This is a genomic window from Pseudoalteromonas sp. P1-9, from assembly GCF_001399975.1.
GTDB lineage: Bacteria > Pseudomonadota > Gammaproteobacteria > Enterobacterales > Alteromonadaceae > Pseudoalteromonas.
Genome location: NZ_LKBD01000038.1, coordinates 1 through 21,755 on the forward strand (window position 1 = coordinate 1; position 21,755 = coordinate 21,755).

General features: G+C 40.3%; 19 protein-coding genes and 1 pseudogene. 12 read left to right on the forward strand and 8 right to left on the reverse strand.

The annotated features are described in order from the left end of the window. Positions 1-99 (reverse strand): annotated as a pseudogene (locus AN214_RS23065) (chemotaxis protein); the annotation flags it as partial. Between the two features lie 298 nt (positions 100-397). On the opposite strand from AN214_RS23065, the gene AN214_RS17905 reads away from it, so the two are divergent. Continuing rightward, positions 398-2,692 carry a penicillin acylase family protein gene (locus tag AN214_RS17905; protein WP_054980975.1) on the forward strand — a complete coding sequence of 765 codons (2,295 nt, stop codon included), beginning with the start codon at positions 398-400 and terminating at the stop codon, positions 2,690-2,692. Positions 2,693-2,762: 70 nt separating this feature from the next. On the opposite strand, the gene AN214_RS17910 is transcribed toward AN214_RS17905, so the two are convergent. Next, the gene (locus tag AN214_RS17910; RefSeq protein WP_054980976.1) at positions 2,763-3,962 is read right to left on the reverse strand and encodes a TonB family protein; all 1,200 of its coding nucleotides are present in this window, start codon (positions 3,960-3,962) and stop codon (positions 2,763-2,765) included. Then, positions 3,955-4,326 (reverse strand): BlaI/MecI/CopY family transcriptional regulator, encoded by a 372-nt coding sequence (locus AN214_RS17915; RefSeq protein WP_054980977.1) that lies wholly within the window; start codon positions 4,324-4,326, stop codon positions 3,955-3,957. The genes AN214_RS17910 and AN214_RS17915 overlap by 8 nt, the downstream gene beginning before the upstream one ends. Positions 4,327-4,459: 133 nt before the next feature. On the opposite strand from AN214_RS17915, the gene AN214_RS17920 reads away from it, so the two are divergent. From AN214_RS17920 to AN214_RS17930, 3 genes are all read left to right on the forward strand, one after another. Beyond that, positions 4,460-5,329, forward strand: a complete 870-nt coding sequence (locus tag AN214_RS17920) for an MBL fold metallo-hydrolase (protein ID WP_054980978.1) — start codon at positions 4,460-4,462, stop codon at positions 5,327-5,329. A gap of 140 nt (positions 5,330-5,469) precedes the next feature. Further along, a complete protein-coding gene (locus AN214_RS17925) occupies positions 5,470-6,408 on the forward strand; it encodes an SPFH domain-containing protein (RefSeq protein WP_054980979.1) in 939 nt (312 codons plus the stop codon). A gap of 15 nt (positions 6,409-6,423) precedes the next feature. After that, positions 6,424-6,627 carry a zinc ribbon domain-containing protein gene (locus AN214_RS17930; RefSeq protein WP_010562248.1) on the forward strand — a complete coding sequence of 68 codons (204 nt, stop codon included), beginning with the start codon at positions 6,424-6,426 and terminating at the stop codon, positions 6,625-6,627. A gap of 63 nt (positions 6,628-6,690) precedes the next feature. Here the strand turns inward: AN214_RS17930 and AN214_RS17935 are convergent, their stop codons facing one another. Next, positions 6,691-6,900: a DUF1653 domain-containing protein gene (locus AN214_RS17935; protein ID WP_010562249.1), complete on the reverse strand. Its 210-nt coding sequence runs from the start codon at positions 6,898-6,900 to the stop codon at positions 6,691-6,693. Next, the gene (locus AN214_RS17940) at positions 6,900-7,577 is read right to left on the reverse strand and encodes a nitroreductase family protein (protein ID WP_054980980.1); all 678 of its coding nucleotides are present in this window, start codon (positions 7,575-7,577) and stop codon (positions 6,900-6,902) included. Before AN214_RS17940 ends, AN214_RS17935 begins: the two co-directional genes overlap by 1 nt. Before the next feature lie 178 nt (positions 7,578-7,755). On the opposite strand from AN214_RS17940, the gene AN214_RS17945 reads away from it, so the two are divergent. The 8 genes from AN214_RS17945 to AN214_RS17980 all read left to right on the forward strand — a co-directional run bounded on the left by AN214_RS17945 (position 7,756) and on the right by AN214_RS17980 (position 18,160). Further along, positions 7,756-8,064, forward strand: coding sequence for a hypothetical protein (locus tag AN214_RS17945; protein ID WP_054980981.1), 309 nt, complete (start codon positions 7,756-7,758; stop codon positions 8,062-8,064). 169 nt (positions 8,065-8,233) lie between these two features. Continuing rightward, positions 8,234-8,803 carry an alkyl hydroperoxide reductase subunit C gene (gene ahpC / locus AN214_RS17950; protein ID WP_038638889.1) on the forward strand — a complete coding sequence of 190 codons (570 nt, stop codon included), beginning with the start codon at positions 8,234-8,236 and terminating at the stop codon, positions 8,801-8,803. An 85-nt stretch (positions 8,804-8,888) separates the two neighbouring features. After that, positions 8,889-10,454, forward strand: a complete 1,566-nt coding sequence (gene ahpF / locus AN214_RS17955) for an alkyl hydroperoxide reductase subunit F (RefSeq protein WP_054981000.1) — start codon at positions 8,889-8,891, stop codon at positions 10,452-10,454. 310 nt (positions 10,455-10,764) lie between these two features. After that, positions 10,765-11,640, forward strand: coding sequence for an ABC transporter ATP-binding protein (locus AN214_RS17960; protein WP_054980982.1), 876 nt, complete (start codon positions 10,765-10,767; stop codon positions 11,638-11,640). Between the two features lie 9 nt (positions 11,641-11,649). Then, positions 11,650-15,234: a M1 family aminopeptidase gene (locus AN214_RS17965; RefSeq protein ID WP_054980983.1), complete on the forward strand. Its 3,585-nt coding sequence runs from the start codon at positions 11,650-11,652 to the stop codon at positions 15,232-15,234. A 123-nt stretch (positions 15,235-15,357) separates the two neighbouring features. After that, a complete protein-coding gene (locus AN214_RS17970) occupies positions 15,358-16,497 on the forward strand; it encodes an alpha/beta hydrolase-fold protein (protein WP_054980984.1) in 1,140 nt (379 codons plus the stop codon). 14 nt (positions 16,498-16,511) lie between these two features. Further along, positions 16,512-17,165, forward strand: coding sequence for a fumarylacetoacetate hydrolase family protein (locus AN214_RS17975; protein WP_054980985.1), 654 nt, complete (start codon positions 16,512-16,514; stop codon positions 17,163-17,165). Positions 17,166-17,281: 116 nt separating this feature from the next. Continuing rightward, positions 17,282-18,160, forward strand: a complete 879-nt coding sequence (locus AN214_RS17980; protein WP_054980986.1) for an aldo/keto reductase family oxidoreductase — start codon at positions 17,282-17,284, stop codon at positions 18,158-18,160. Between the two features lie 394 nt (positions 18,161-18,554). Here AN214_RS17980 and AN214_RS17985 read toward each other — a convergent pair whose 3' ends face one another. From AN214_RS17985 to AN214_RS22295, 3 genes are all read right to left on the reverse strand, one after another. Next, complete coding sequence (locus AN214_RS17985; RefSeq protein WP_054980987.1) at positions 18,555-19,229, reverse strand: TorF family putative porin; 675 nt, start codon at positions 19,227-19,229, stop codon at positions 18,555-18,557. A 189-nt stretch (positions 19,230-19,418) separates the two neighbouring features. Further along, on the reverse strand, positions 19,419-20,585 hold the full coding sequence (locus AN214_RS17990; protein WP_054980988.1) for a hypothetical protein: 1,167 nt from the start codon (positions 20,583-20,585) through the stop codon (positions 19,419-19,421). 105 nt (positions 20,586-20,690) lie between these two features. Further along, entirely contained in the window at positions 20,691-21,728 is a 1,038-nt protein-coding gene (locus AN214_RS22295) for a GNAT family N-acetyltransferase (RefSeq protein WP_082428622.1), read from the reverse strand. Between the last annotated feature and the right edge of the window lie 27 nt (positions 21,729-21,755).

Here is a 21,755-nt window from a genome sequence, read left to right on the forward strand (position 1 = left end):
ATTATTCATATTAATCAGCCCTTTCATCATATGGCGGGTTTGTGGGTCGATATCAAAACCAATCGACGTTAATTGTTCTAGTGGTTTAACATCGTCTTTATTAATCGTTAGAGGTATAGGCCTTTCAGGCTTAACGTTTATTATTCTTTGGGCAAGAAAAAAGCTGGAGGAGAAAACCAGCTTTTTGCAGATCAGACAATGGAAAGATGAAAATCAGTATACGCTAAACAGTATAGTAATATTTTCTGTCTTTTGTATAGTAATTTTGCTGTTTTTTTAATCTGATTTAAGCTGGCTAACTATTTGTTGAGTGTTAAACTGGACAACATATAACTATGCGATTATAAAATTGACTGCCTAGTTACACAAAATAAGTCCTGCTAAAAAAGGGAAGCAAATGACAAAAATAATAAAATGGCTTTCATTACTCTTCATTATTGGTGCATTAATCGCCACAGCAACTGTATATGGCATACTCACTTTGAGTTTACCGGAGTTATCGGGTAAAACGCAGGTTTCTGATATATCAAGTAACACTTCTCTGGAACGCGATGCATTAGGGCACGCTGTGATCAATGCTAAATCACGAAAAGATGCTGCGTTTACATTAGGCTACGCGCATGGACAAGATCGTTTCTTTCAAATGGACTTACTGCGTCGCAACGCTGCTGGTGAACTTTCGGAGTTATTTGGCAAAGTAGCGGTAGGGTTGGACAAAAAAATGCGCTTTCATCAATTTAGAAAGCGAAGTAAAGAAATTCTTAAAAGTCTACCACCAGAGCATACGGAAATTCTTAAACGTTATGCGCAAGGTGTTAATTTAGCGCAAAGCCATACACCTTACTCAAGCTTTGAATACTTATTAACAGGTGCAAGCCGCAAACCATGGCTACCTGAAGACAGCTTGCTTGTTATTTTCAGCATGTATCTCGATTTACAATCAAAAACGTTTAATCGCGATTTAACTCTTACTTATATTGCTGAACAATTTGGTAGCGAAATGGTTAGCTTCTTAACCCAACCAAGTCAATATCAAGCTGCGCTTGATGGTTCAGAGTTTGAATTGGTTGAGCATGCAATTCCATCGATTAATAAATCATTTTTTACTAATGTAACGCATGAAATTCATGAGCCTAAAGATATTGGCAGTAATAACTGGGCTGTTACTGGCAGGTTAACTGAATCTGGCAATGCATTATTAGCTGATGACATGCATTTAGGGTTAGCGGTGCCGATTATTTGGTATCGCACCCAGCTTAACTACATTGAAAATGATAAGAGCTATCGAATAACAGGGGTTAGCTTACCTGGAGCTCCAGCTGTTGTTGTTGGGACAAATGGTCATGTTGCTTGGGGATTTACAAATGCATATATCGATACAGCAGATTGGATTGCACTGGATGAAACACAAGAGACGAAGACAATTCATGAGCGTATAGTCACGCCAGATAAAGATTATATGTATTCGCTTGAAAAAAGTGAATTTGGTCCGGTAAAACATATCGCCGGCAAGAAATATGCGCTGAAATGGGTTGCTCATCAAGATTACGCAGTCGACATGGAGTTAATGAACTTAGAGCGCGCGACCAATGTTGAAGAGGCATTATCGATTGCAAAAACGATCGGTATACCTGTACAGAACATGTTAGTCACCGATAGCCAAGGTAATGCAGCATGGCAAGCAACCGGCGCTATTCCTGCACGCACAACGCCAACTGAAATTGCAATTAAGCCTGAAGTATTTGATACCAATTGGCAATACGATGCAGTAGACGTTCCTTTTATGGTAAATCCAGAGAATAATCGTTTATGGAGCGGAAATAGCAGAGTAGTGAGCGTTGAACAAGATAAGCGCTTTGGCAACGGAGGGTACGCTGTAGGTGCTCGTGCTAAACAAATACAGCAGCGTTTATTCGAAAGGGAACAATTTAGTGAACACGACTTTTATCAAATTCAACTTGATAACCAAGCGATATTTTTGAAACCGTGGCAATCGCTATTACTTAAGGTACTTAACTTATCGCCTGAGAAGTATGCACAAGACATCAAGTTAGTTGAAAATTGGGGCGAATGTGCGTGTGCAAATTCTGTAGGCTACACCTTGGTCAGACGATATCGCTCGGCGTTGATAAATAAACTGTTTTCCTCAATTGAAACACAATTAAGAGCAGAGGGGCTAACATTAGCACCAATTAAGAACGATCTCGAACCTGCAACGTGGCAATTAATAAATAGTTTTACCGATCAATGGTTGCCGCCAAGTGTTGCCTCGTGGCCAGAATTACTGAGCACAACATATATCAATATGAAAAGCGATTTGCTCAATAAGCACACTGGAAGCGATAGTGGATCTTTAACTCAATTAACATGGGGAGCTGTAAACGCACTTAATATACAGCACCCGTTTAGTGAACAGATCCCACTGTTAAGTAAGTTGCTTGATATGCCTAAAACACCAGCATTTGGCGACAGTTTTATGCCAGCTGTACAAGGGACTAGTTTTGGCGCATCACAGCGCTTATTTGTGCAACCAGGATTAGAGCAAAAAGCGATTTTAACTCTGCCTGGCGGCCAAAGCGGCCATCCTTTATCACCTTATTATCGGGCAGGTTACAATGACTATGTTGAACAAAAGAATACGCCTTTGTTACCAGGTGAAATAGTGCATCGCATCGACTTTGAGAAAAGGTGAACGTAAAAAAGGGCATCATATGATGCCCTTTTAACAATCGCTTCTGCTACAAAGCAATAGTTCTTGGGAATTAATGTGATGTCACTTTAATGCGCTCAAGTAAATCTTTCGATTTGTATTCTTCCGTCAATGCGAAATCTAACTGAACTAGGTATTGCTTGTTAGTGTTACCGGTAGGCTTATAACGCCACTTTCTCAATGCTTTTTTGGCTTCTCTGTCAAACACCCCTTGTGGCTCTGCTGAGATAACTGTCACATTGTCTGTCTCACCGTTATTGGTCACCGTAAAACCTAATACAATCGAGCCTTCAATCCCCTTATCTGCCGCCTGTTTAGGATATACAGGTTCAATGCGTACAATAGGTTGTGCTTCTTCTTTGCTGTATTCTTTAGTGCCTTCGCCGTATTTAGCAAAGGCTACACTAGTGAGCCCTGCAAATAGTACTAAGCTAAGTAATACATTTACAATAACATTGCCTTTTGGCATTTTTTGAATTGTGTTTAAACGTTGTTTCATCGTACTTTTCTCCATGTAGTAACTGTAACTAGAAAGTGAGTTATGATTGTCAGAAACACATGCAATTAAAGCGCGACAATATGCTATTCGCTGTGTTCTGTTTGCGTGAGCTAATACTGCAGCATCACAGGCAACTTCTTGTTGTTTTCTGTATTGGCTGTAACCGATCCAGCAAAGAGGGTTAAACCAAAATATAAGTAGTAATGCGATGGCAAATGCATTGCTCCAGTTGTCTTGGCGCGTGAAGTGAACCCATTCATGTTGATAAATGAGTTTTGCTTGCTCGGTATCGTAACTTGCATGAAAATCACGGGGGATAAAAAGGCGCTGTTTGAGTAAGCCAAAAAGCACCGGGCTATTCACTGAGTCGCTATAGTAAACTGGTAAATGGCTGTTTATTTTATGGCTAAATTGCTTATTTTTATTAAACTTTTTACCAATTGAAATGTGTTCGTAGATGACGAGAAAAGCCATTAAGCTAAACCCAAGTAGCCAAATCATGCTAACAAAGCCATAAATATCTAATGACTTAGATTGCGCTTTTACTGACACTACATAGTGATGCAACTCAGTTTCTAACGATAAACTATTAGAAATAGGTAAGTTATTTAAGATGAGCACAAGTGGAACTAACAGCCACAAGATATATTGAAACTTAGCGCTTAAAAAACTGTGGAGTAACTTACTACACAGCAATACGCAGACAATGGCTAAGCTTAACGGCCAAAGCTGCTCTATTAGCCAATCAATCATTATTCTTTTCCCATTTATCGATCAAATGCTTTAGCTCATCGATATCTTGCTTACTTAAGTTTTTATTTTTGGCAAAGCCTGTAACCAATGGCGCAATGCGGCCATTGAATAAACGTTCAATCAGGCTTTCACTTTCTTGTACTTGATATGCTTCAATTTCCAACACCGGAGAGTAAATATAGCTGCGGCCATTTTTTTCAAAACTAATTGCGCCTTTTTTTACCATTCTGCCAAGCAGGGTTTTGACGGTTTTTTCGTGCCACTCTTTTTCTTTATTTAGTTCATCAACAACCGTTTGCGCGTCGGCTGGATGAACTCGCCATAGTGCTTGCAGCACTTCAAATTCAGAATTACTAATATCCATAAAATTACACGTGTAATTAAAACTAACATAAGAATTACAGTTGTAATCAATTTCGTCAAGAATTATTTTTGCTGTTTTTTTAAACCATAAGTTGCTAAAACTCGTAGTAGCATAAAAACAAAAAGGCCTTGTTATGAATAAATTAACGTTACCACTGCTGTTTTCACTGGGTTGTCTAAGCTTGCCAGTTGTTGCCTCAAACGTAGAGTTTAAGCTTGAAAAGCTGTCAGATAATTTACATGTGCTATACGGGCAAGGTGGCAATATTGCCATCAGCAGCGGGCAGGATGGTATTTATATTGTAGACGATCAGTTTGCTAAATTAAGCGATGGCATTAAGGCGCAGATTAGCAAGTTACAAGATGGAGCGCCAGAGTTTGTTATTAATACTCACCATCACGGCGATCATACCGGCGGTAATGAGAATTTTGCTAATGCGGGAAGCCATGTAATTGCGCATCACAATGTATACAAACGCTTAAAAGACAAACATGGTGAAGGCTCAAAATACTTACCCGTAATTAGCTTTGGTAAAGATATGACACTGCACTTTAACAACGAGCACGCGCAGCTATGGCATTATCACAATGCACATACCGATGGCGATGCGGTTATTTTCTATAACAAAGCCAATGCAGTACACATGGGTGATATCTTCTTTAATTTAAATAGCTTACCGTTTGTCGATGTGGAAAGTGGTGGTTCGCTAGATGGCGTAATTAATGCTGTTACCAGCACGTTAGGCAAAATAAGCGATACAACTAAAGTTATTCCTGGACATGGTCCGGTAACCTCTAAACAAGGTTTGCAGTCTTACTTAGCTCTTTTAAAGCAAGCGAGAGAACTTATGCTAAATGCTATGGCGGATGGCAAAAGTCTAGAGCAAGTTTTGGCGCTTAAACCACTTGCGAGTTTAAATCTCACTTATTCCAATTGGTTGCCCGAAGAACGCGTTACTAAGCTATTTTATTCGAGTCTTACAAATGAAGCTAAAAGCGATTAAATTTAGTTAAATTGAGTTACTTGCCTTTTAAAAGTATCTAACTCCGTTTGGCATGGCGTTAGACCTAAAATCATTTATTTGCCCAATTGAGGTAATTATTTGTTACTGTTTGTGTCACTTAATACATTGGAGTAACAAGTATGTTGAATGATAAAAATGATTTACCAGATTTAACAATGGCGGTACCAAAGAAAAAAGGAGCAATCGTAGGTGCGATTGTTGGTGTTGTCGGTTTATCACTGATTTATTCAGCGATGTACACGGTTGATGAAGGTCACGTTGGTATTATCAAACGTTTTGGTGAAGCAAAAGAACAAGTAAACCCAGGTCTACATACTAAAATACCATTTGTTGATGATGTTGAGGTACTGGAGATCCGTACTCGCAAAAATGTTGAAAAATTAAATGCATCAACACACGAGCAAATGCCAGTAACAGCTGAAGTGTCAATCAACTGGACGGTAATGCGCGAACAAGCATTTGATCTATTCAAAAGTTACGGTGGTTTAAGTCAGTTTGAAAGTCGAATTCTCGATCCAAAGCTGCGCTCTGCGACAAAAGATGCACTGGCGCGATATAAAGCAGAAGAGCTAATTCAGAATCGCTCGCAGGTAATTGCACAGATTGAAGAGCTTTTAGTTGAAGAAATGAAAGAGTACCCAGTAAAACTAGACTCGGCTCAGTTAGAGAATTTAGTGTTACCGCAAAAGTACATTCAATCAATTGAAACTAAACAGACTGAGAAAAATCTAGCGGCAGCAGAAATGCACCGTTTAGAGCGTCAAAAGCTTGAAGCTCAGCGAGAAGTAAACACCGCAATGGCGCAACGTGATGCGGCAAAAGCAAAAGCCGATGGTCAAGCATATTCGATTCGCGTAGAAGCAGAAGCACAAGCTGAGGCAATAAAGCTTAAAGGTCTTGCAGAAGCGCAAGCTATTCAAAAGAAAGCTGAAGCAATTAAAGCAAATGCGACACTTGTTGATTATATGCGTGCACAGCAGTGGAACGGTCAAATGCCTACAACCGTAATGGGTGCAGACCAAAGCATTTTATGGTCTATGGATGGTAAAAAGAAATAATAAATAGGAGGGTGTATGGCGAATTGGTCTTGCCCTAAGTGTCAGTGCGAAAGCTACGACACCGACGAAATAGCCACAACAGGCAGTGGCTGGTCAAAAATCTTTGATATGCAAAATAGGAAGTTTACCGCGGTAGTATGTAAAAACTGTACTTACACTGAGTTTTACCGAGGAAAGACAAGCACCTTAGGCAATATTTTTGATTTATTCACTAACTAGCTTTAAATAAAAAAACGCTGCAATTGCAGCGTTTTTTATTTTGTCTTTATGCCACTAGGGCTCTTATTCTACCAAGGTAAAACGTTTAAACACTTTGCCGTCGCGCTCTATTTCTTCTACAAACATTTCAATTGGTCTTACCCACAGCGCCTGCTCGCCATAGAGTGGTTTATACAATACAAGCGTTTCTTGTGTTTCGCTATGAGTAACAGTGTCAATGACTTGGTAAAAGTTACCTTTAAAGTGCTGGTATTTTCCTGGTTGTATTTTCATTATAAAAAGCTTGAAACCTCAGTAATGTCTTTTTTCACTAGCGCATGCTCAGGAACCGTTGCGTTTTCGGCTGGGTATCCTGCAATAATTAGCATATAGGGTCGCTCATTATCTTTATTTCTGCCACAAATATCGGTTAAAAAACTCATGGGTTTTGGGGTATGGGTGAGTGTAACTAAACCGCTATGGTGCAAAGCCTGAATTAGAAACCCAGTGGCAATCCCCACACTTTCATGCACATAGTAATTGGTGTTCTTGTCTTCAGCATGAATACCGCCTTTCTTCTGGCTAAATATGGCAATTAGCCAAGGGGCATGTTCTAAATAAGGTTTTTGGTCGTCAGTGCCAAGAGGTTTTAGTGCATCGAGCCATTCTTCACCCGCACGACCCTCATAGAACGAGCGTTCTAAATCTTCGGCAGCTTCTCTTATTTTCTTTTTAACATCCATGCTGTTGATTGCCACAAAATGCCATGGTTGATGATTTGCACCACTTGGTGCGGTTGCAGCAACTTTTATACAGGTTTCAATTATTTCTTTTGGTACAGGCTTATTTGAAAACGAACGAATAGAATGGCGACGTTTACTGGTATCTAAAAAGGTTAGTGCCCGATGTAACATCTCTTCCTGAGGGTATTCTATAAAGTCTGTGAGTGGTACTGATTGATGATCTTGCATAATTTTTCCCTTTTTATTTTTGTTATATCCTTGGTATCACTTAGGTGCAAATATTTTTAAGTGTTATTGGTGGTCAATGTGAAAAATAGTTAACCATCAATTTTTTATTACAGATACTTACAGTCACATTAGGTTACATTCGCTATAGTAAAAAATCTTATAAATCATGGAGTCGACTATGAGAACGATACTACTTTTAATATTACTTTCGTTGCTTTCTGCTTGTGTAGTGTTTCCTGTTACAGATAAAGAAGCAACCGGTGTTGCAAAATTGCGCTGTGAGCTTTCTAGTGATAAGAAAACACTAAAAGTGGTTGATGTTGCGAAAGCAACTAATACTTTTTACAGCGTGTCTGGGTTTGTACTGTCTCCCATAATCATTCCGGTATCTGGTCTGTTATCGGGTTCTTATACCTTAGTAAATAATATCTACTTTTATGGCGAGCAAAAAATTAAGTGTGATGATAGTGCTAATGAAAGTCATTAATTAGCAGATTAAAATCGATCACTTTATGATGTTCTTAAAAATCGATTACAGTAATCAAATTAATCTGTTTTATCTTTTTAACTGAATTTCTTAATCTATATATCAAGCCAATCGGAAAGCATTAATTAATTTTTTCGATGACTAATTACATTATAGAGAGAGAAATATTATGAGCACATCGTTAATCAATACAACTATCCAACCTTTCAACGCAATGGCATACCACAATGGTGAGTTTGTTGAAGTTTCTGAAAAAGACGTTTTAGGTAAATGGGCGGTTGTATTCTTCTACCCAGCCGACTTTACCTTTGTTTGCCCAACCGAACTTGGCGACTTAGCGGATCACTACAGCAAGTTACAAGAAATGGGTGTTGAAGTGTACTCAGTATCAACTGACACACACTTTACACACAAAGCGTGGCACGATACGTCAGACACAATTAAGAAAATCCAGTTCCCAATGATCGGTGACCCAACTGGCCGTATTACACGCAACTTTGGTGTAATGATCGAAGAAGACGGCCTAGCACTACGCGGCACATTTGTTATTAACCCTGAAGGTGAGATTAAAGTGATTGAAACTCACGATTTAGGTATTGGCCGTGACGCAGGCGAACTTGTTCGTAAAATTCAAGCTGCACAGTATGTTGCATCACATGATGGTGAAGTTTGTCCTGCTAAATGGCAGCCAGGTGATGAAACACTTGCTCCTTCATTAGATCTAGTTGGCAAAATCTAACACTTCTTACCTTGCTGCCTGTTCGAGCAGGCAGCAATTTGGTTTACCGATTAATGTCATTTAAGGAATGATCATCATGAACAGTATTTTAGATAACAATATCAAAACACAATTACAGAGCCATTTTAGCAGTATTGTCGACCCTGTAGAGCTGGTCATTGCCTTAGATGACAGTGATAAATCACAGGAAGTAAAAGCCTTAGCACATGATCTTTTAGCGTTAAGTGAGCACTTTTTGATTCGTGAAGACGATTCAATTGCACGCAAACCAATGCTTTCAATTCGTTCACCGAAAAGAGGCACCGAAATTAATTTTGCAGGTGTGCCAATGGGCCACGAATTTACAAGCTTAATTTTGGCACTGATGCATACAGGTGGTGTTGCTACCAAAGCAAGTGAGCTGGAAATTGAACAAATTAAGGGTTTGCAAAGTGCACTTAACTTTGAAGTGTATATTTCACTGAGTTGCCAAACATGCCCGGGAGTCGTACAAGCGCTTAATACAATTGCAGCTTTAAATTCGAATGTTACGGTAACAATGATCGATGGCGCACTGTTCCAAGGTGAAGTATCAGAGCGCAACATTTTGGCAGTACCAAGCGTGTATTTAAATGGTGAGCTATTTAGCCAAGGTGCACTTACACTCAGTGACATTATCAATAAGCTCGATGATAGCGCAGCAGAAAAAACAGCCGAGCTACTGTCACAAAAAAATGAGTTTGATGTACTTGTAGTCGGTGGTGGGCCTGCAGGTGCTTCAGCAGCAATTTACGCAGCGCGTAAAGGCTTAAAAACGGGTATTGTGGCTGAACGCTTTGGTGGCCAAGTGGCAGATACGGTTGGTATTGAAAACTTTATTTCGGTGCAAAAAACTGAAGGGCCTAAGTTGGTGGCACAACTTGAAGAACATGTTAAAGACTATGATGTTGATATTATTACCCAACAAAAAGCCGTTACTTTAGGTAAGTCAGGCAACGTAGAAGTCGCACTGGAAAGTGGCGCTATGCTCTCGAGTAAAAGTGTGATTTTGGCAACGGGTGCACGCTGGCGTGAAATGAATGTACCGGGCGAGCAAGAATATCGTGGTAAAGGCGTTGCTTACTGTCCGCACTGTGACGGCCCGTTATTTAAAGGCAAAAAAGTGGCAGTAATTGGTGGCGGTAACTCAGGCATAGAGGCTGCTATCGATTTAGCTAATATTGTTGAGCATGTCACCGTATTGGAGTTTGCCGACACTTTACGTGCCGATGAAGTGCTGATCAAAAAGGCCAACAGCTTAGGTAATATTGAGATTATTAAAAATGCGCAAACCACTGAAGTTATCGGTGATGGCACACGAGTAACTGGCCTAAATTATACGGATCGTGTCTCTGGCGACGAGAATAGCCTTTCACTTGCGGGTATTTTTGTTCAAATTGGTTTAATTCCAAACACTGAGTTTTTAAAAGGCAGTATCGAATTAACCCCATTTGGCGAGATTGTTATTGATGATAAAGGCGCTACATCAATGCCTGGTGTATACGCTGCGGGTGATGCAACAACCACACCATTCAAACAAATTATTATTGCTATGGGCAGTGGAGCAACAGCAAGTTTAGGCGCATTTGATTATTTAATTCGCCATGCTGATGGCACGCAGCAAGTAGCATAAGTTTATCCCTTATACATAATACGCCCACTATTATGTGCAAAGCCGCTGATCATTTAGATTAGGGGCTTTTTTTGTTAATCATTGCCTCTATGGACTGCATTGCAGCTGTAAGTTGCATAAGCTCATCCCTTTTACACAATACGCCCGTTATTAAGTGTACAGCCGCTGATTAGTTTGAATGATGGCTTTTTTGTTAATAACCCGTTAATCACCGAATTTAACCTTTAATCATTTTTACGTGGTTATATTGCGTTCACTTTACTTAGACTGACCGATGAAATATTGGCAATAAACAAAAAAGAGAACGCAAATGTTATCAATAACAGGGTTATCAAAAACGTATGACAACGGTGTGAAAGCACTGAATAATGTAAATCTTGAAGTGCCAAAAGGCATGTTTGGTTTATTAGGGCCAAATGGTGCAGGTAAATCATCATTGATGCGCACGATTGCAACATTACAAACGGCAGATGCTGGTCAAATTACCTTTGATGGTATTGATGTATTCAATGATCCGCAAAGTTTACGTAAACGCCTAGGTTATCTACCACAAGATTTTGGTGTGTATCCACGTATTAGCGCGTATGAATTACTTGATCATATGGCGATTTTAAAAGGCTTAGAAAGTAAAGGTGAACGTAAGGAAGCTGTTGAAGGTTTATTGGCGCACACTAATTTATTTCAGCATCGTAAAAAAGCGGTAAGCGGTTTTTCTGGTGGTATGCGCCAGCGTTTTGGTATTGCACAGGCACTGTTAGGCGATCCTGATTTAATTATTGTGGATGAGCCAACTGCGGGCCTTGACCCTGAAGAGCGAAACCGTTTTCACAACTTATTAGTAAGCTTAGGTGAAGAAAAAGCTATCATTTTATCAACTCACATCGTAGAGGATGTATCTGAGCTTTGCCCGAATATGGCAGTGTTAGCATCGGGTCAAATTTTACTCGAAGGCAACCCAATAGCGCTTACCGATCAGCTAAATGGCCAAATTTGGAAAAAATCGGTATCGCTTAATGAAGCACAAGAAATTGAATCTTCTATGCCACTTATTTCTAAGCGATTATTTGCTGGTAAAACCATTGTGCACGTAATGGCTGAAAACCAACCAGAAGGGTTTGATGCAGCGCCAGCTAACTTAGAAGATGTATATTTCTCAACGCTACTACAACACCGAAATGCAGCGTAAGGAGGCGATATGTTTTTAAAAATGCTCGCCTTCGAGTGGCGCTACTTTACTCGACAACCTTCGTTTATTGTTACGAGCAGTATTTTCTTTCTGCTGACGTTTTTTGCGACTGTATCTGAAAATGTGCAAATTGGCGGTGGCGGTAATGTGGTTTATAACGGCCCATTCTCGATCGCGCAAACACTTCTAATATTGGGTTTTTTTGCCATCTTTTTGGTGGTGAACTTTGTTGCAAGTACAGCAACCCGTAATGAAAGCTCTAAAATGGCGGAGATTTTATATTCCAAGCCAATTAATCCAGTGAGTTATCAGCTAGGGCGCTTTTTTGGCTCGTTTGCCGTGGTATTAACTGTATTTGCGTTTGTGCCGCTGGGTATTTTTCTGGGTACCACACTGGGTGCAGCAGCAGGATGGGTTGATGTTGAACGTTTAGGGCCTACGGTATTAAGCCATTATTTCACTGCATTCTTTTACTTATCAGTACCTACATTATTAGTGCTTGCGTGTATTTTTTACGCGATTGCTATTCGCTTTCGCTCAATGATGGGTGTGTATTTAAGTGCTGTGGCACTTTTTATTGGTTATAACGTGGCAGTGCAATTTGCCGGTGAACCTGCGTATCGCGAATTAGCAGCATTGATTGACCCGTTTGGTTACAGTGCCTTTGCTGAAGTAACTCGTTACTGGACCATGCATGAGAAGAATAACTCTGCAATAGAGTTAAGCGGTGTACTACTGCAAAACCGAGCAATTTGGCTGGTGGCAGCGATTGCTATTTTGGCGCTGTTTGGCGGCTTTAAACGCGGTTTAACTCTAACTAAAGTAAAAGCAAAAAAAGCTGAAAAGTCAGCTGTAAATGACAGTTTCACATCAGCACTTGCAAACCGAATTAACATTAAAAATAGCCCGCGTATAAATACACTTGCACATCTTAAAACACGTACGTTTTTTGAAGTTAAACAAGTGATTTTCAGCGCGCCGTTTTTGATTTTAGGTCTAATCACCTGCTTTATGTTAATGGCGCCTCTATTCGACCCTCAGGGCATGTTTGGCACGCCTAATTGGCCACTCACGCAAACCATGGTGCAATTAGTGGCAGGCTCTACTGGTTTATTAATGCTGGTGATTTTAGCTTACTACAGTGCAGAAGTTGTTTGGCGTGAACGCAACTCAGGTATGGGCGATATCATTGATAGTATGCCTGTAAACAACATTACCTTTTGGTTATCTAAATTCATCGCAATAGCACTTGTTTTTGTACTGCTTTATAGCTTTGGTACGTTTGTTACAGTCGCTAACCAAGCACTTAAAGGTTACACCAACTTTGAATTATCACAGTATGCATTCCGTTTAGGTTATATCAACCTTATGCCACTGATGATGACAGTGGTTATGGCATTCTTCCTTCAAGTAATTAGCCCTAACAAATATGTCGGTATGCTTTTGTTTATGGTGTACATCATAGGTACGTTAGTACTTTCTAACTTTGGCTTTAGTCACCCTATGTGGCAATTTGCCGATGCGCCAAGTGTGCCTTATTCAGATATTAACCAATATGGTCACTTCTTAACTGCACATAACTGGTTTATGTTGTATTGGTTAGGTGCAAGTTTAGTTTTAGGTGCTTTAAGCTATGCTCTTTGGCATCGTGGCCCTGAACAGCCTTTAAAAGCACGCATCAAACTCGTACCTTATTATTTAGGTGTTTATGGTAAAGCGACAGTTGCAGCAGGTTTAATTATCTTTATTGCTACTGGTAGTTACATTTACCAGAACACTCGCGTATTGCATGTGTATCAAGAGCAAGATGATTTTGAGCTTGAACAAGCTAATTATGAAAAAGCGTATGTTCAGCACAAAGAAGATAATATTCCAGTGATTACTAAGGTAAATATCAACGCGGATATTTTCCCTGAAGCACGCAAAATCGAAGCAATCGCCAATATTGAATTTACCAATGTGGGCGACACGGCGATTGAAAAGTTTATGGTGCATAAACCGCGTTATACCGAACAGTACTCAGTAGAGTTAGCGGGTGGCGCGTTAGGTGAACTAGATAAAACCTATAGCCTTGCTTGGTTTACTTTTGATAAGCCATTACAGCCAGGTGAAACGCGTAGCGGTAAGTTAAGCGTAGTGCGTGAACATACAGGCTTTAGAGCGGGTAATGAGGACTTTACGTTGCTTAATAATGGTACCTTTATTAACAACGGTGATTTGTTACCCCACTTCGGCTACTACGAGGGCTACCAAATTGTTGACCGCCATAAGCGTCGCAAACATGGTTTAGAGCCATTAGAGCGTGCCAATAAGTTAGAAGACGACCGTTACTACAATGAAAGCTTCTTTGGTAAAGGTACAGGCTTTATTGACTTTGAAGCGACTATTTCAACGTCGGAAGATCAGTTTGCAATTGCGCCGGGTTATTTAACCGAAGAACGCGTAGAGAATGGCCGCCGTATTTTCCATTACCAAATGGATGCGCCAATGGTGAATTTCTACTCAATCATGTCTGCGCGTTTAGAGGCGAAAAAGGAAAACTATAACGGGATTGACATCGAGGTCTACTATCATAAAACGCATGATATGAATGTGGATCGTATGATTGAGTCAGTAAAGGATTCAATTGATTACTTCACCGAAGCGTTTGGCCCGTACCAGCATAAACAAATGCGCATTATTGAGTTCCCAGGTTACCGCTCATTTGCACAGAGCTTTGCCAATACGGTGCCGTATTCAGAAGAAATTGGTTTTATTACTGACTTACGCGACCCTGAAAACATTGACCCTGTTTACTATGTAACAGCACACGAAGTGGCTCACCAATGGTGGGGGCACCAAGTAGGCGCGGCAAATGTACAAGGCAGTGCGATTATCTCTGAAGCCTTATCGCAATACAGCGCGTTAATGGTAATGGAGAAGAAGTATGGTGCAGAGAAAATCCGTAAATTCTTAAAATACGAGCTTGATCGCTATTTACGTGGCCGTACAACCGAAGCACTTGAAGAAATGCCATTTATGCGCAGTGAAAACCAGCAATACATTCACTACCGTAAAGGTTCTGTGGTAATGATGTCATTAAAAGACCGTCTTGGTGAAGAGCGTTTAAATAAAGCGCTGGCAGATTTCTTAGCGGAATTTAAGTATCAAAGTACGCCTTACCCAACAACGCTTGATTTAATGGCATACATTTCACAAGACGCAAATGACAGTGAAAAGCAGTTTGTAAGTAACTTGTTTGAGCACATCAGCTTATACGACTTAAAAACAACAGAAGTTGCAGTTGCTGATCAGCAAGATGAAAACGGTTTATACACAGTAACGTTAACCATTGATGCCAAGTTGAATCGTGCAGACAGTAAAGGTAAAGAAACGGAAGTGGAGTTTAGCGATAAAGTCGATATTGGTTTATTCAGTGCAGACCCTGAGGATTTATCAGCGGATAACACCGTACTTTACTTACAAAAGCACAATATCAAATCAGGTGAAAACATTATCGAACTAAAAGTAAAAGAGTTACCAAAGTTCGCCGGTGTTGACCCATTTGTGAAGCTAATCGACCGTGACAGCGGGGATAACATTAAAAAGCTGTAATAATCATAATTTCATATGTACTTACCAAGCCTTATCAACTTTGCTGATAAGGCTTTTTTATTTACATAAATAACCTTATCCCGTAGTTTGGATTAACTTCTACTTTGAACATAAAGGGAAATTATGCGCTTTTTAATATGTTATCTGATACTTGGCTTTTTATTGCTAAGTACGTCACTTAAAGCTGAGCAGTTAGTGCTGACAATTCCCGACCAGCGGTTTGAGCAGCCTCTTGAATTTAATGTGCAGTTGCCAAAAAGCTATTCGCAAAAGCAAAACAAACGCTATGTGCTGATGTTTGACTTTCACCCTAATGCCAAAAGTTATTTAACGGGTATGTATGATTGGATGAGCCATAATGGAGAGTGGCCTTGGTTAGAAACTATTATTGTTACGCCTGCATATGGTAACCCAGTAGCACGACTATTTGATGCAACAGGTAAAACAACACCATTACTCGATTTTTTTGAAGCGCAATTGGTGCCAGAAATTGATAAACAATATCGCACTAATGGTTTTCGCATTTTTAGTGGCTTTAGGGTGAATGGTTCGGTGGTGCTTTCAAGCTTAGTGAATAAACCAAGCTTGTTTAATGCGCATATAGTAATTAGCCCCGAGCTCACGCCAGAGCGTGTCAATATTTTAAATGACTATGGTAAGAAGTTAGCTAAGCTAAATGATAAACCACGTTATTTACTGTTTACCCATGGCGAAACAATAAAAGAAGATCATCAACAGCATAGATATTCACAATTAAAAGAAGAAATTAGTGCAAACGCGTCTGCATCATTACAATGGCAATATCAAAATTATAAAGAACATTATTTTATGTCGTTGCCAGTGTTATCTACTGTCTATGGCATAGAGCAGATCTTTGATGAGATTCATAATGGCTTGGCACCTGAATCAAAAATAGCTAGGCAAGGTGTGGATGCGATTGTTGCGCATTATAAGCGCCTATCAACTGAAAAGTTTGGTTTTGAAGTATCACCAAAATCGTCAATTAATGCACTGGGATTTCACTTGTTGGAAACGTCGCCAGAGCAAGCGATAAAGGTATTTAACCAAGCATTAGCGCTTTATCCGCAAGATGCATACGCTTATCACCACTTAGCCAAGGCTTATGCGCAAAGTAATAAATTGGCAAAAGCCATTGAGTTGCAAGAAAAGGCGGTGAGTCTTGCCGCTAATATGCTCACTTGGCATAAAAAGCGACAAGCAAGCTATTTGGCTGAACTTAAGGCACTGGCGCAAGCACTATAAAAAGGTAATTTTAAATGACGTATTTATGGAATAACGGTGAGGCTATCGGGCTTCCTATTGGCAAAGCAGTGTGTGTGGGGCGCAATTATGTTGCTCATGCAGCAGAACTTGGTAATGAAGTACCTACAGAGCCGCTACTCTTTTTAAAACCAGCGAGCAGTATCGTAAATGCAGCAGGTGAAGTGGCGTTAGACCATAGCTTAGGTGAGCACCATTATGAAGCCGAGTTGATGCTGTTAATTGGTAAACCGCTCAATAAGGGCAATATTGCTGATTATAAGTCTTGTATTACTGGTTTAGGTGTTGGGCTGGATTTAACACTTAGAGATGAACAAACAAAGCTTAAAGCGAAAGGGCATCCGTGGGAGCGCGCAAAGGCCTACGATAAAAGCTGTTTAGTGTCGCGCTTTATACCGCTAGCAGAAAATGATTTAACACACAGTGAATTTTCACTTTCGATTAATGATGAGCTTCGCCAATCTGGCGATACTAATTTGATGATATTCAAAATAGAACAGCTACTTGCTGAAATTGTTAGGTATTTCTCATTACAGCCAGGCGACGTTGTTCTGACAGGCACACCTGAAGGTGTAGGTAAGCTTAATATTCAAGACAAGTTGAGTGTAACTCTTAACGGCGAAACGTTAGCAAATTTCACAATCGCTTAGAAAGCGGTTTTTATTTCATGCAAAAACATTATTTTTTCCTGAAAACGTATGCGAAGCAATGCGCTAAGTTTGGCCACACTTTACAATAAGCTTATCTAAATCAGGGGGGAAATCTTATGCAAGAATTTAAATTACCGTCGTTTGTGGCCGGCTTTTGGCGTTTAGATGAGTGGCAACAGCGCGGGTCTTCTTTAGCGCAATTCATTGAGCAATTGCTAGCGCTTGGCATAGACACGGTAGATCATGCTGATATCTATGGTCAATACCAGTGTGAGAAACTCTTTGGTGAGGCATTAACACCTCATTTAAGAGACCAACTTAAGATTATTACTAAATGCGGCATTAAACCTGCGTGGCCTGAAAATGGCTTTGCTGGCAAAACTGCACACTATGACTCAAGCAAAGCAAACATTATTGCCTCGGCAGAACAATCATTGCGCAATTTCAAAACTGATCGCCTTGATGTGTTATTGATCCACCGTCCTGATTACTTAATGCATGCGGATGAAGTTGCTGATGCCTTTTGTGAGCTAAAAGCACAAGGCAAAGTGCTTAACTTCGGTGTATCTAATTTCACGGTTTCACAGTTTGAGTTATTGCAGTCGCGTTTAGACTTCAAGTTAGTAACCAATCAAATTGAAATGTCGCCGTTACATAGGGGGGCACTCGATGATGGTACGCTTAACTTATGCCAGCAGCATCAAATATCACCTATGCTATGGTCGCCTCTTGCTGGTGGCGGATTATTCGCTGAAACAGAACAAGCACAACGAGTGAGATTTGCATTACAAAGCGTTGCCGAAGAAACTGGGTTAGATAGTGTCGACCAAGCAGCTTACGCGTGGTTGTTAACGTTACCATGTCAACCGAGTGTGATTTTAGGTACTGGAAAGTTAGCCCGTATTCAATCAGCAGTTGCGGCGAGCAAAGTGCGTTTGAGTCGTGAGCAATGGTATCGCGTTTGGCAAGCATCAACAGGTCACAGTGTGCCATAACACTTAGCCTTGGATATTGTGTGCTGATTATTAGGCTCTGTTGACCTTTCAAGTTCGTTTTTGCAGCAGTTTGATTGGGGTTTATACAAGGCAGAGGCTGCGTGGCATAGCCATTCTATGTGAATCAGCCGATAACACAGTAGAAAACCCAATCAAGCGCTGCCGAACGGTTCTTTTGAGCACACTTTTCTCATTGTTGCTCGATATTCGCTTAGATTGCTAGGCCACACATCGAGCGCCGCGATAAAAGCACCCTCAAAGAGAACAAAAATAGAACAGCAAAGATCAACAGACCCTAGTAGTCAGCATACATTTAACAGGCGAAATAAAGGTGCCGTCAGGCACCCTTAGTTGTAGCAAGTTGGAGTAATTTTAGTGTTAGGTTCAAAAGAACTTAGAGTTCAAAGTCCATGGCAAAGCCAACGTATACTTTTAGATCGTCATCTGCATCTAAATCTGTTTGTGCAATACCAAAGGTAAAACCGCCCTTGGCAATGCTCACACCGTAGTCAATATAGCTGTCGTCTTCCCCATACCACTCTGCTACGGTATCACCCATCGAATTACCAATGCGGAATGTCAGTTCGGTTTCATTTAATACTTCAAAAGTTGCGTTTAGCTCTAGGTAAATCATATCTTCTTCTGAAGTTGCACCAGATTGCGCATTGCTAAGGTAACTTACTTTACCTTCTAGCCAGTTCCAGCTTAGAGCACCATAAAGCTCACCAAAGTCAATTGAGTCAACCGCGTCTGGGTATGCGTAATACACATAACCCACGTCGTAACCAAATTCACCCATTTCGCCAGCAAAGCCTGCATATAAATCGAGTTCATAACCTGGCTTATCACCACCAAAATCCACATTTGATGCCCACGTACCCGCATAAAACCCAGATTCATGACCGTAGTCAATACCCCCTGATACTTGAGCATTATCACTGGTTTGTGTGATGCCACGCCATAAGTAGTTGGAAGATGCCGCTGCATTGGCAGTTACTTCGGCATAACTTGTTGCTGAGAAAAAGGCGATACTCGTAGCTGTGAGAGTAGTGAGTAGTTGTTTTTTCATAATTATTCCTAAAATTGTAGCGCTGAGTTAACCATCTATTAACAAAGTTTGTGCCTAAACTAAAAAAATTAATGATATCAGAGTGCTAGTAATGAATTATGAATTTGACAAGGTGTAAGAATTGAAATGCTGCACTATCTCGGTGCGTGAAAATTAATAGGTGCACAAAAACTGCGCACCTATTTGCTATTAGCCGAATATGGTTCGCATTAATGCGATAGTTTCATCAACGCCACGTCCTGCTGCAACTTCTTTTACAATTGAATCGCGCATATTTTTAATATGTTGTGGCATATCTTCAGCTGCAAGAGCACGGTCAACCAAAGCTTCTGCTGATTCTTTACCACGTTTACGGCCGCCCGATTTCTCTGAGCTTGCGCGTTTCGGTTTATGAAGTGCTTTGTAGTAATTCGAGTTTTCTTTGGCATCGTCACTGTAATAAGCAAACCAACACGGTACTAATGCCTTGTACTGCCAAAGTGCTTGTTCTTCTTCGGCCTCTGGAGTTGCAGCAATAAACCAAGGTTGTTTATGAATTGCCATGACAATGTCGTGCCAGTAACGGTCAAAATCTTGGTTGTTTAATCTTACAAGGCCAAACGCTTGGCATAAAACATCAAGGCTTGCTGCTGTTACTGGGGTGAAAAAGTCAGGTCGACGCATTGCAAGTAAACGTGTAGCTGGTGCAAGTGTGGCTTTTTCATTATCAACGGCTGCAAACGCAGCAATATAACCACGCACAAAGTCCATGTAGTTTTCTAACGTGATATCGCCTTCAAGTGGAATATGATTAAGCGCTTCATTTAAGTCAGTACAGCTGGTGGCAATTACATTATGCAGTGCTTTAGCGGTTTTAGTTGATGCTAGCCATTCAACATCAAACTGGTAAATGCTTGGATCGTGTTTTGCGGTGTGTTTACCAGCAAATGCCAGCTTGTCTTCTTCAATCATATCAACCAGCGAGGTTTCACGAATGCTTTCAATATGCTTAAGCAGTGCAAGTTGCTCATCTAGCACAATGCGCTCTTTGTTTTGTTGAATTGAATCAAATACAACAGGCCAAGGTGCAATACGTAGCGTTTTAATTTGGCTTATGCTAATACCCGCTTCTAGTTGTTGCTGGATTTTTTTTAAAATCGGTAGTTGGTTTGGTTCAAGTAGATCAAAATTAATGCGTTTGCTTACTACATCAATTAACTCATAACACCAACCAGCAAAGTCTTCAGGATGGTTACTTACTTTTACGGCCATTAAGTTAAGGCTAACATCAGGAATAAGTTTTAAAATGTTTTGGTAGATGTTTGCTTCCACTTCAGAAAGTGGCATTTTCGATGGCGACGTAAGCAATTTTTTCATAATTAGTAAGTGACCCCAATATAATATTAACAATATCCTGCAAAGCGTTACGCAGAGAGGGCTGTGGATCATACTGAGATCTAATTTTGATGCAATATTGACTTCTTAAATTTCACGCCTGAGTAAACTAAAAACTTGAAGGTCATGGGTTTTATTTTTCCAAACACCTTTTTCTCGTATCACACCATCTAAATTAAAACCGAGCTTAGTAAATAGTTTAGTTGACGCTGTGTTTTCTGGTAATACTTCTGCTTCAATTCGATTTAATGAGGCGATATGGGAAAACATCCATTTTGTCATGTTGGTAATGGCACGCGATGCGAAACCTTGTTGCCAGTAATCGGGGTGGATCTCGATGCTAATTTTTGCTGTGCGTGTGCAAAAATCATATTTGTAACCGCAGCTTCCAACAATTTGTTTGTGCGTGTTGCACTTTATTAGCCAGCGATGCCCTTTACCTTGTCTTCTTAGACACTCATCCTGCTCGATAAGTGTTTTTGCTTCTGCTAAGTCGCTCATTACTGGTAAATCGTAAAATTCACATACCTTAAAGTTTGAAAAAAGCTGGAAAACAACTTCGGCATGCTCTTGCGTTTGTTTAACTAGCGTGAACTTGTCGGTTGTGATTTCAGGAAAGTTATCAATACTTAGATGAATCAGATGATGACCCCACTTTTCATAGCGTTTTTGTTCTACCAGACCAAGGTTTGTAAGTATTTTATGTGATGCAGTATTAGCAACATCTACTTCGCCAACAATATAAGAAAGGCCAAGTTGGTTAAATGCATATTTGAGTGCGGCACGACTTGCTTCCATGCCCAGTCCTTTACCCCAATAATCTGGCAGCATGCGATAGCCGATATCAGGTGCATTTAACTCGGGTTCATATTTTAAGCCGCAAAACCCAATAACTTGGTTGCTTTCTTTCAGGACCAAGGCAAAGCGCGCATAGCCAACCTCGTTATATTCTTTTAACCAAATATTGCGAATAATATTTTCGGCATCGTTTATGGTGTTTACCCAGCCTGCGTCTCCGGTATAACGGGTAACATCTTCATTACTGCTAAATTTGAATACGTTCTCAGCGTCTTCAAGCGTAAATTCGCGCATTAATAAACGCGGTGTTTCAATAAGTGTATTCATATTTTCTCCGTATCTGTACTGGTAAAA

Coding starts and splice junctions, on each gene's coding strand:
- AN214_RS17905 (WP_054980975.1), top strand. CDS start 398: ATGACAAAAATAATAAAATGGCTTTCATTACTCTTCATTATTGGTGCA.
- AN214_RS17910 (WP_054980976.1), bottom strand. CDS start 3,962: ATGATTGATTGGCTAATAGAGCAGCTTTGGCCGTTAAGCTTAGCCATT.
- AN214_RS17915 (WP_054980977.1), bottom strand. CDS start 4,326: ATGGATATTAGTAATTCTGAATTTGAAGTGCTGCAAGCACTATGGCGA.
- AN214_RS17920 (WP_054980978.1), top strand. CDS start 4,460: ATGAATAAATTAACGTTACCACTGCTGTTTTCACTGGGTTGTCTAAGC.
- AN214_RS17925 (WP_054980979.1), top strand. CDS start 5,470: ATGTTGAATGATAAAAATGATTTACCAGATTTAACAATGGCGGTACCA.
- AN214_RS17930 (WP_010562248.1), top strand. CDS start 6,424: ATGGCGAATTGGTCTTGCCCTAAGTGTCAGTGCGAAAGCTACGACACC.
- AN214_RS17935 (WP_010562249.1), bottom strand. CDS start 6,900: ATGAAAATACAACCAGGAAAATACCAGCACTTTAAAGGTAACTTTTAC.
- AN214_RS17940 (WP_054980980.1), bottom strand. CDS start 7,577: ATGCAAGATCATCAATCAGTACCACTCACAGACTTTATAGAATACCCT.
- AN214_RS17945 (WP_054980981.1), top strand. CDS start 7,756: ATGAGAACGATACTACTTTTAATATTACTTTCGTTGCTTTCTGCTTGT.
- ahpC (WP_038638889.1), top strand. CDS start 8,234: ATGAGCACATCGTTAATCAATACAACTATCCAACCTTTCAACGCAATG.
- AN214_RS17960 (WP_054980982.1), top strand. CDS start 10,765: ATGTTATCAATAACAGGGTTATCAAAAACGTATGACAACGGTGTGAAA.
- AN214_RS17965 (WP_054980983.1), top strand. CDS start 11,650: ATGTTTTTAAAAATGCTCGCCTTCGAGTGGCGCTACTTTACTCGACAA.
- AN214_RS17970 (WP_054980984.1), top strand. CDS start 15,358: ATGCGCTTTTTAATATGTTATCTGATACTTGGCTTTTTATTGCTAAGT.
- AN214_RS17975 (WP_054980985.1), top strand. CDS start 16,512: ATGACGTATTTATGGAATAACGGTGAGGCTATCGGGCTTCCTATTGGC.
- AN214_RS17980 (WP_054980986.1), top strand. CDS start 17,282: ATGCAAGAATTTAAATTACCGTCGTTTGTGGCCGGCTTTTGGCGTTTA.
- AN214_RS17985 (WP_054980987.1), bottom strand. CDS start 19,229: ATGAAAAAACAACTACTCACTACTCTCACAGCTACGAGTATCGCCTTT.
- AN214_RS17990 (WP_054980988.1), bottom strand. CDS start 20,585: ATGAAAAAATTGCTTACGTCGCCATCGAAAATGCCACTTTCTGAAGTG.
- AN214_RS22295 (WP_082428622.1), bottom strand. CDS start 21,728: ATGAATACACTTATTGAAACACCGCGTTTATTAATGCGCGAATTTACG.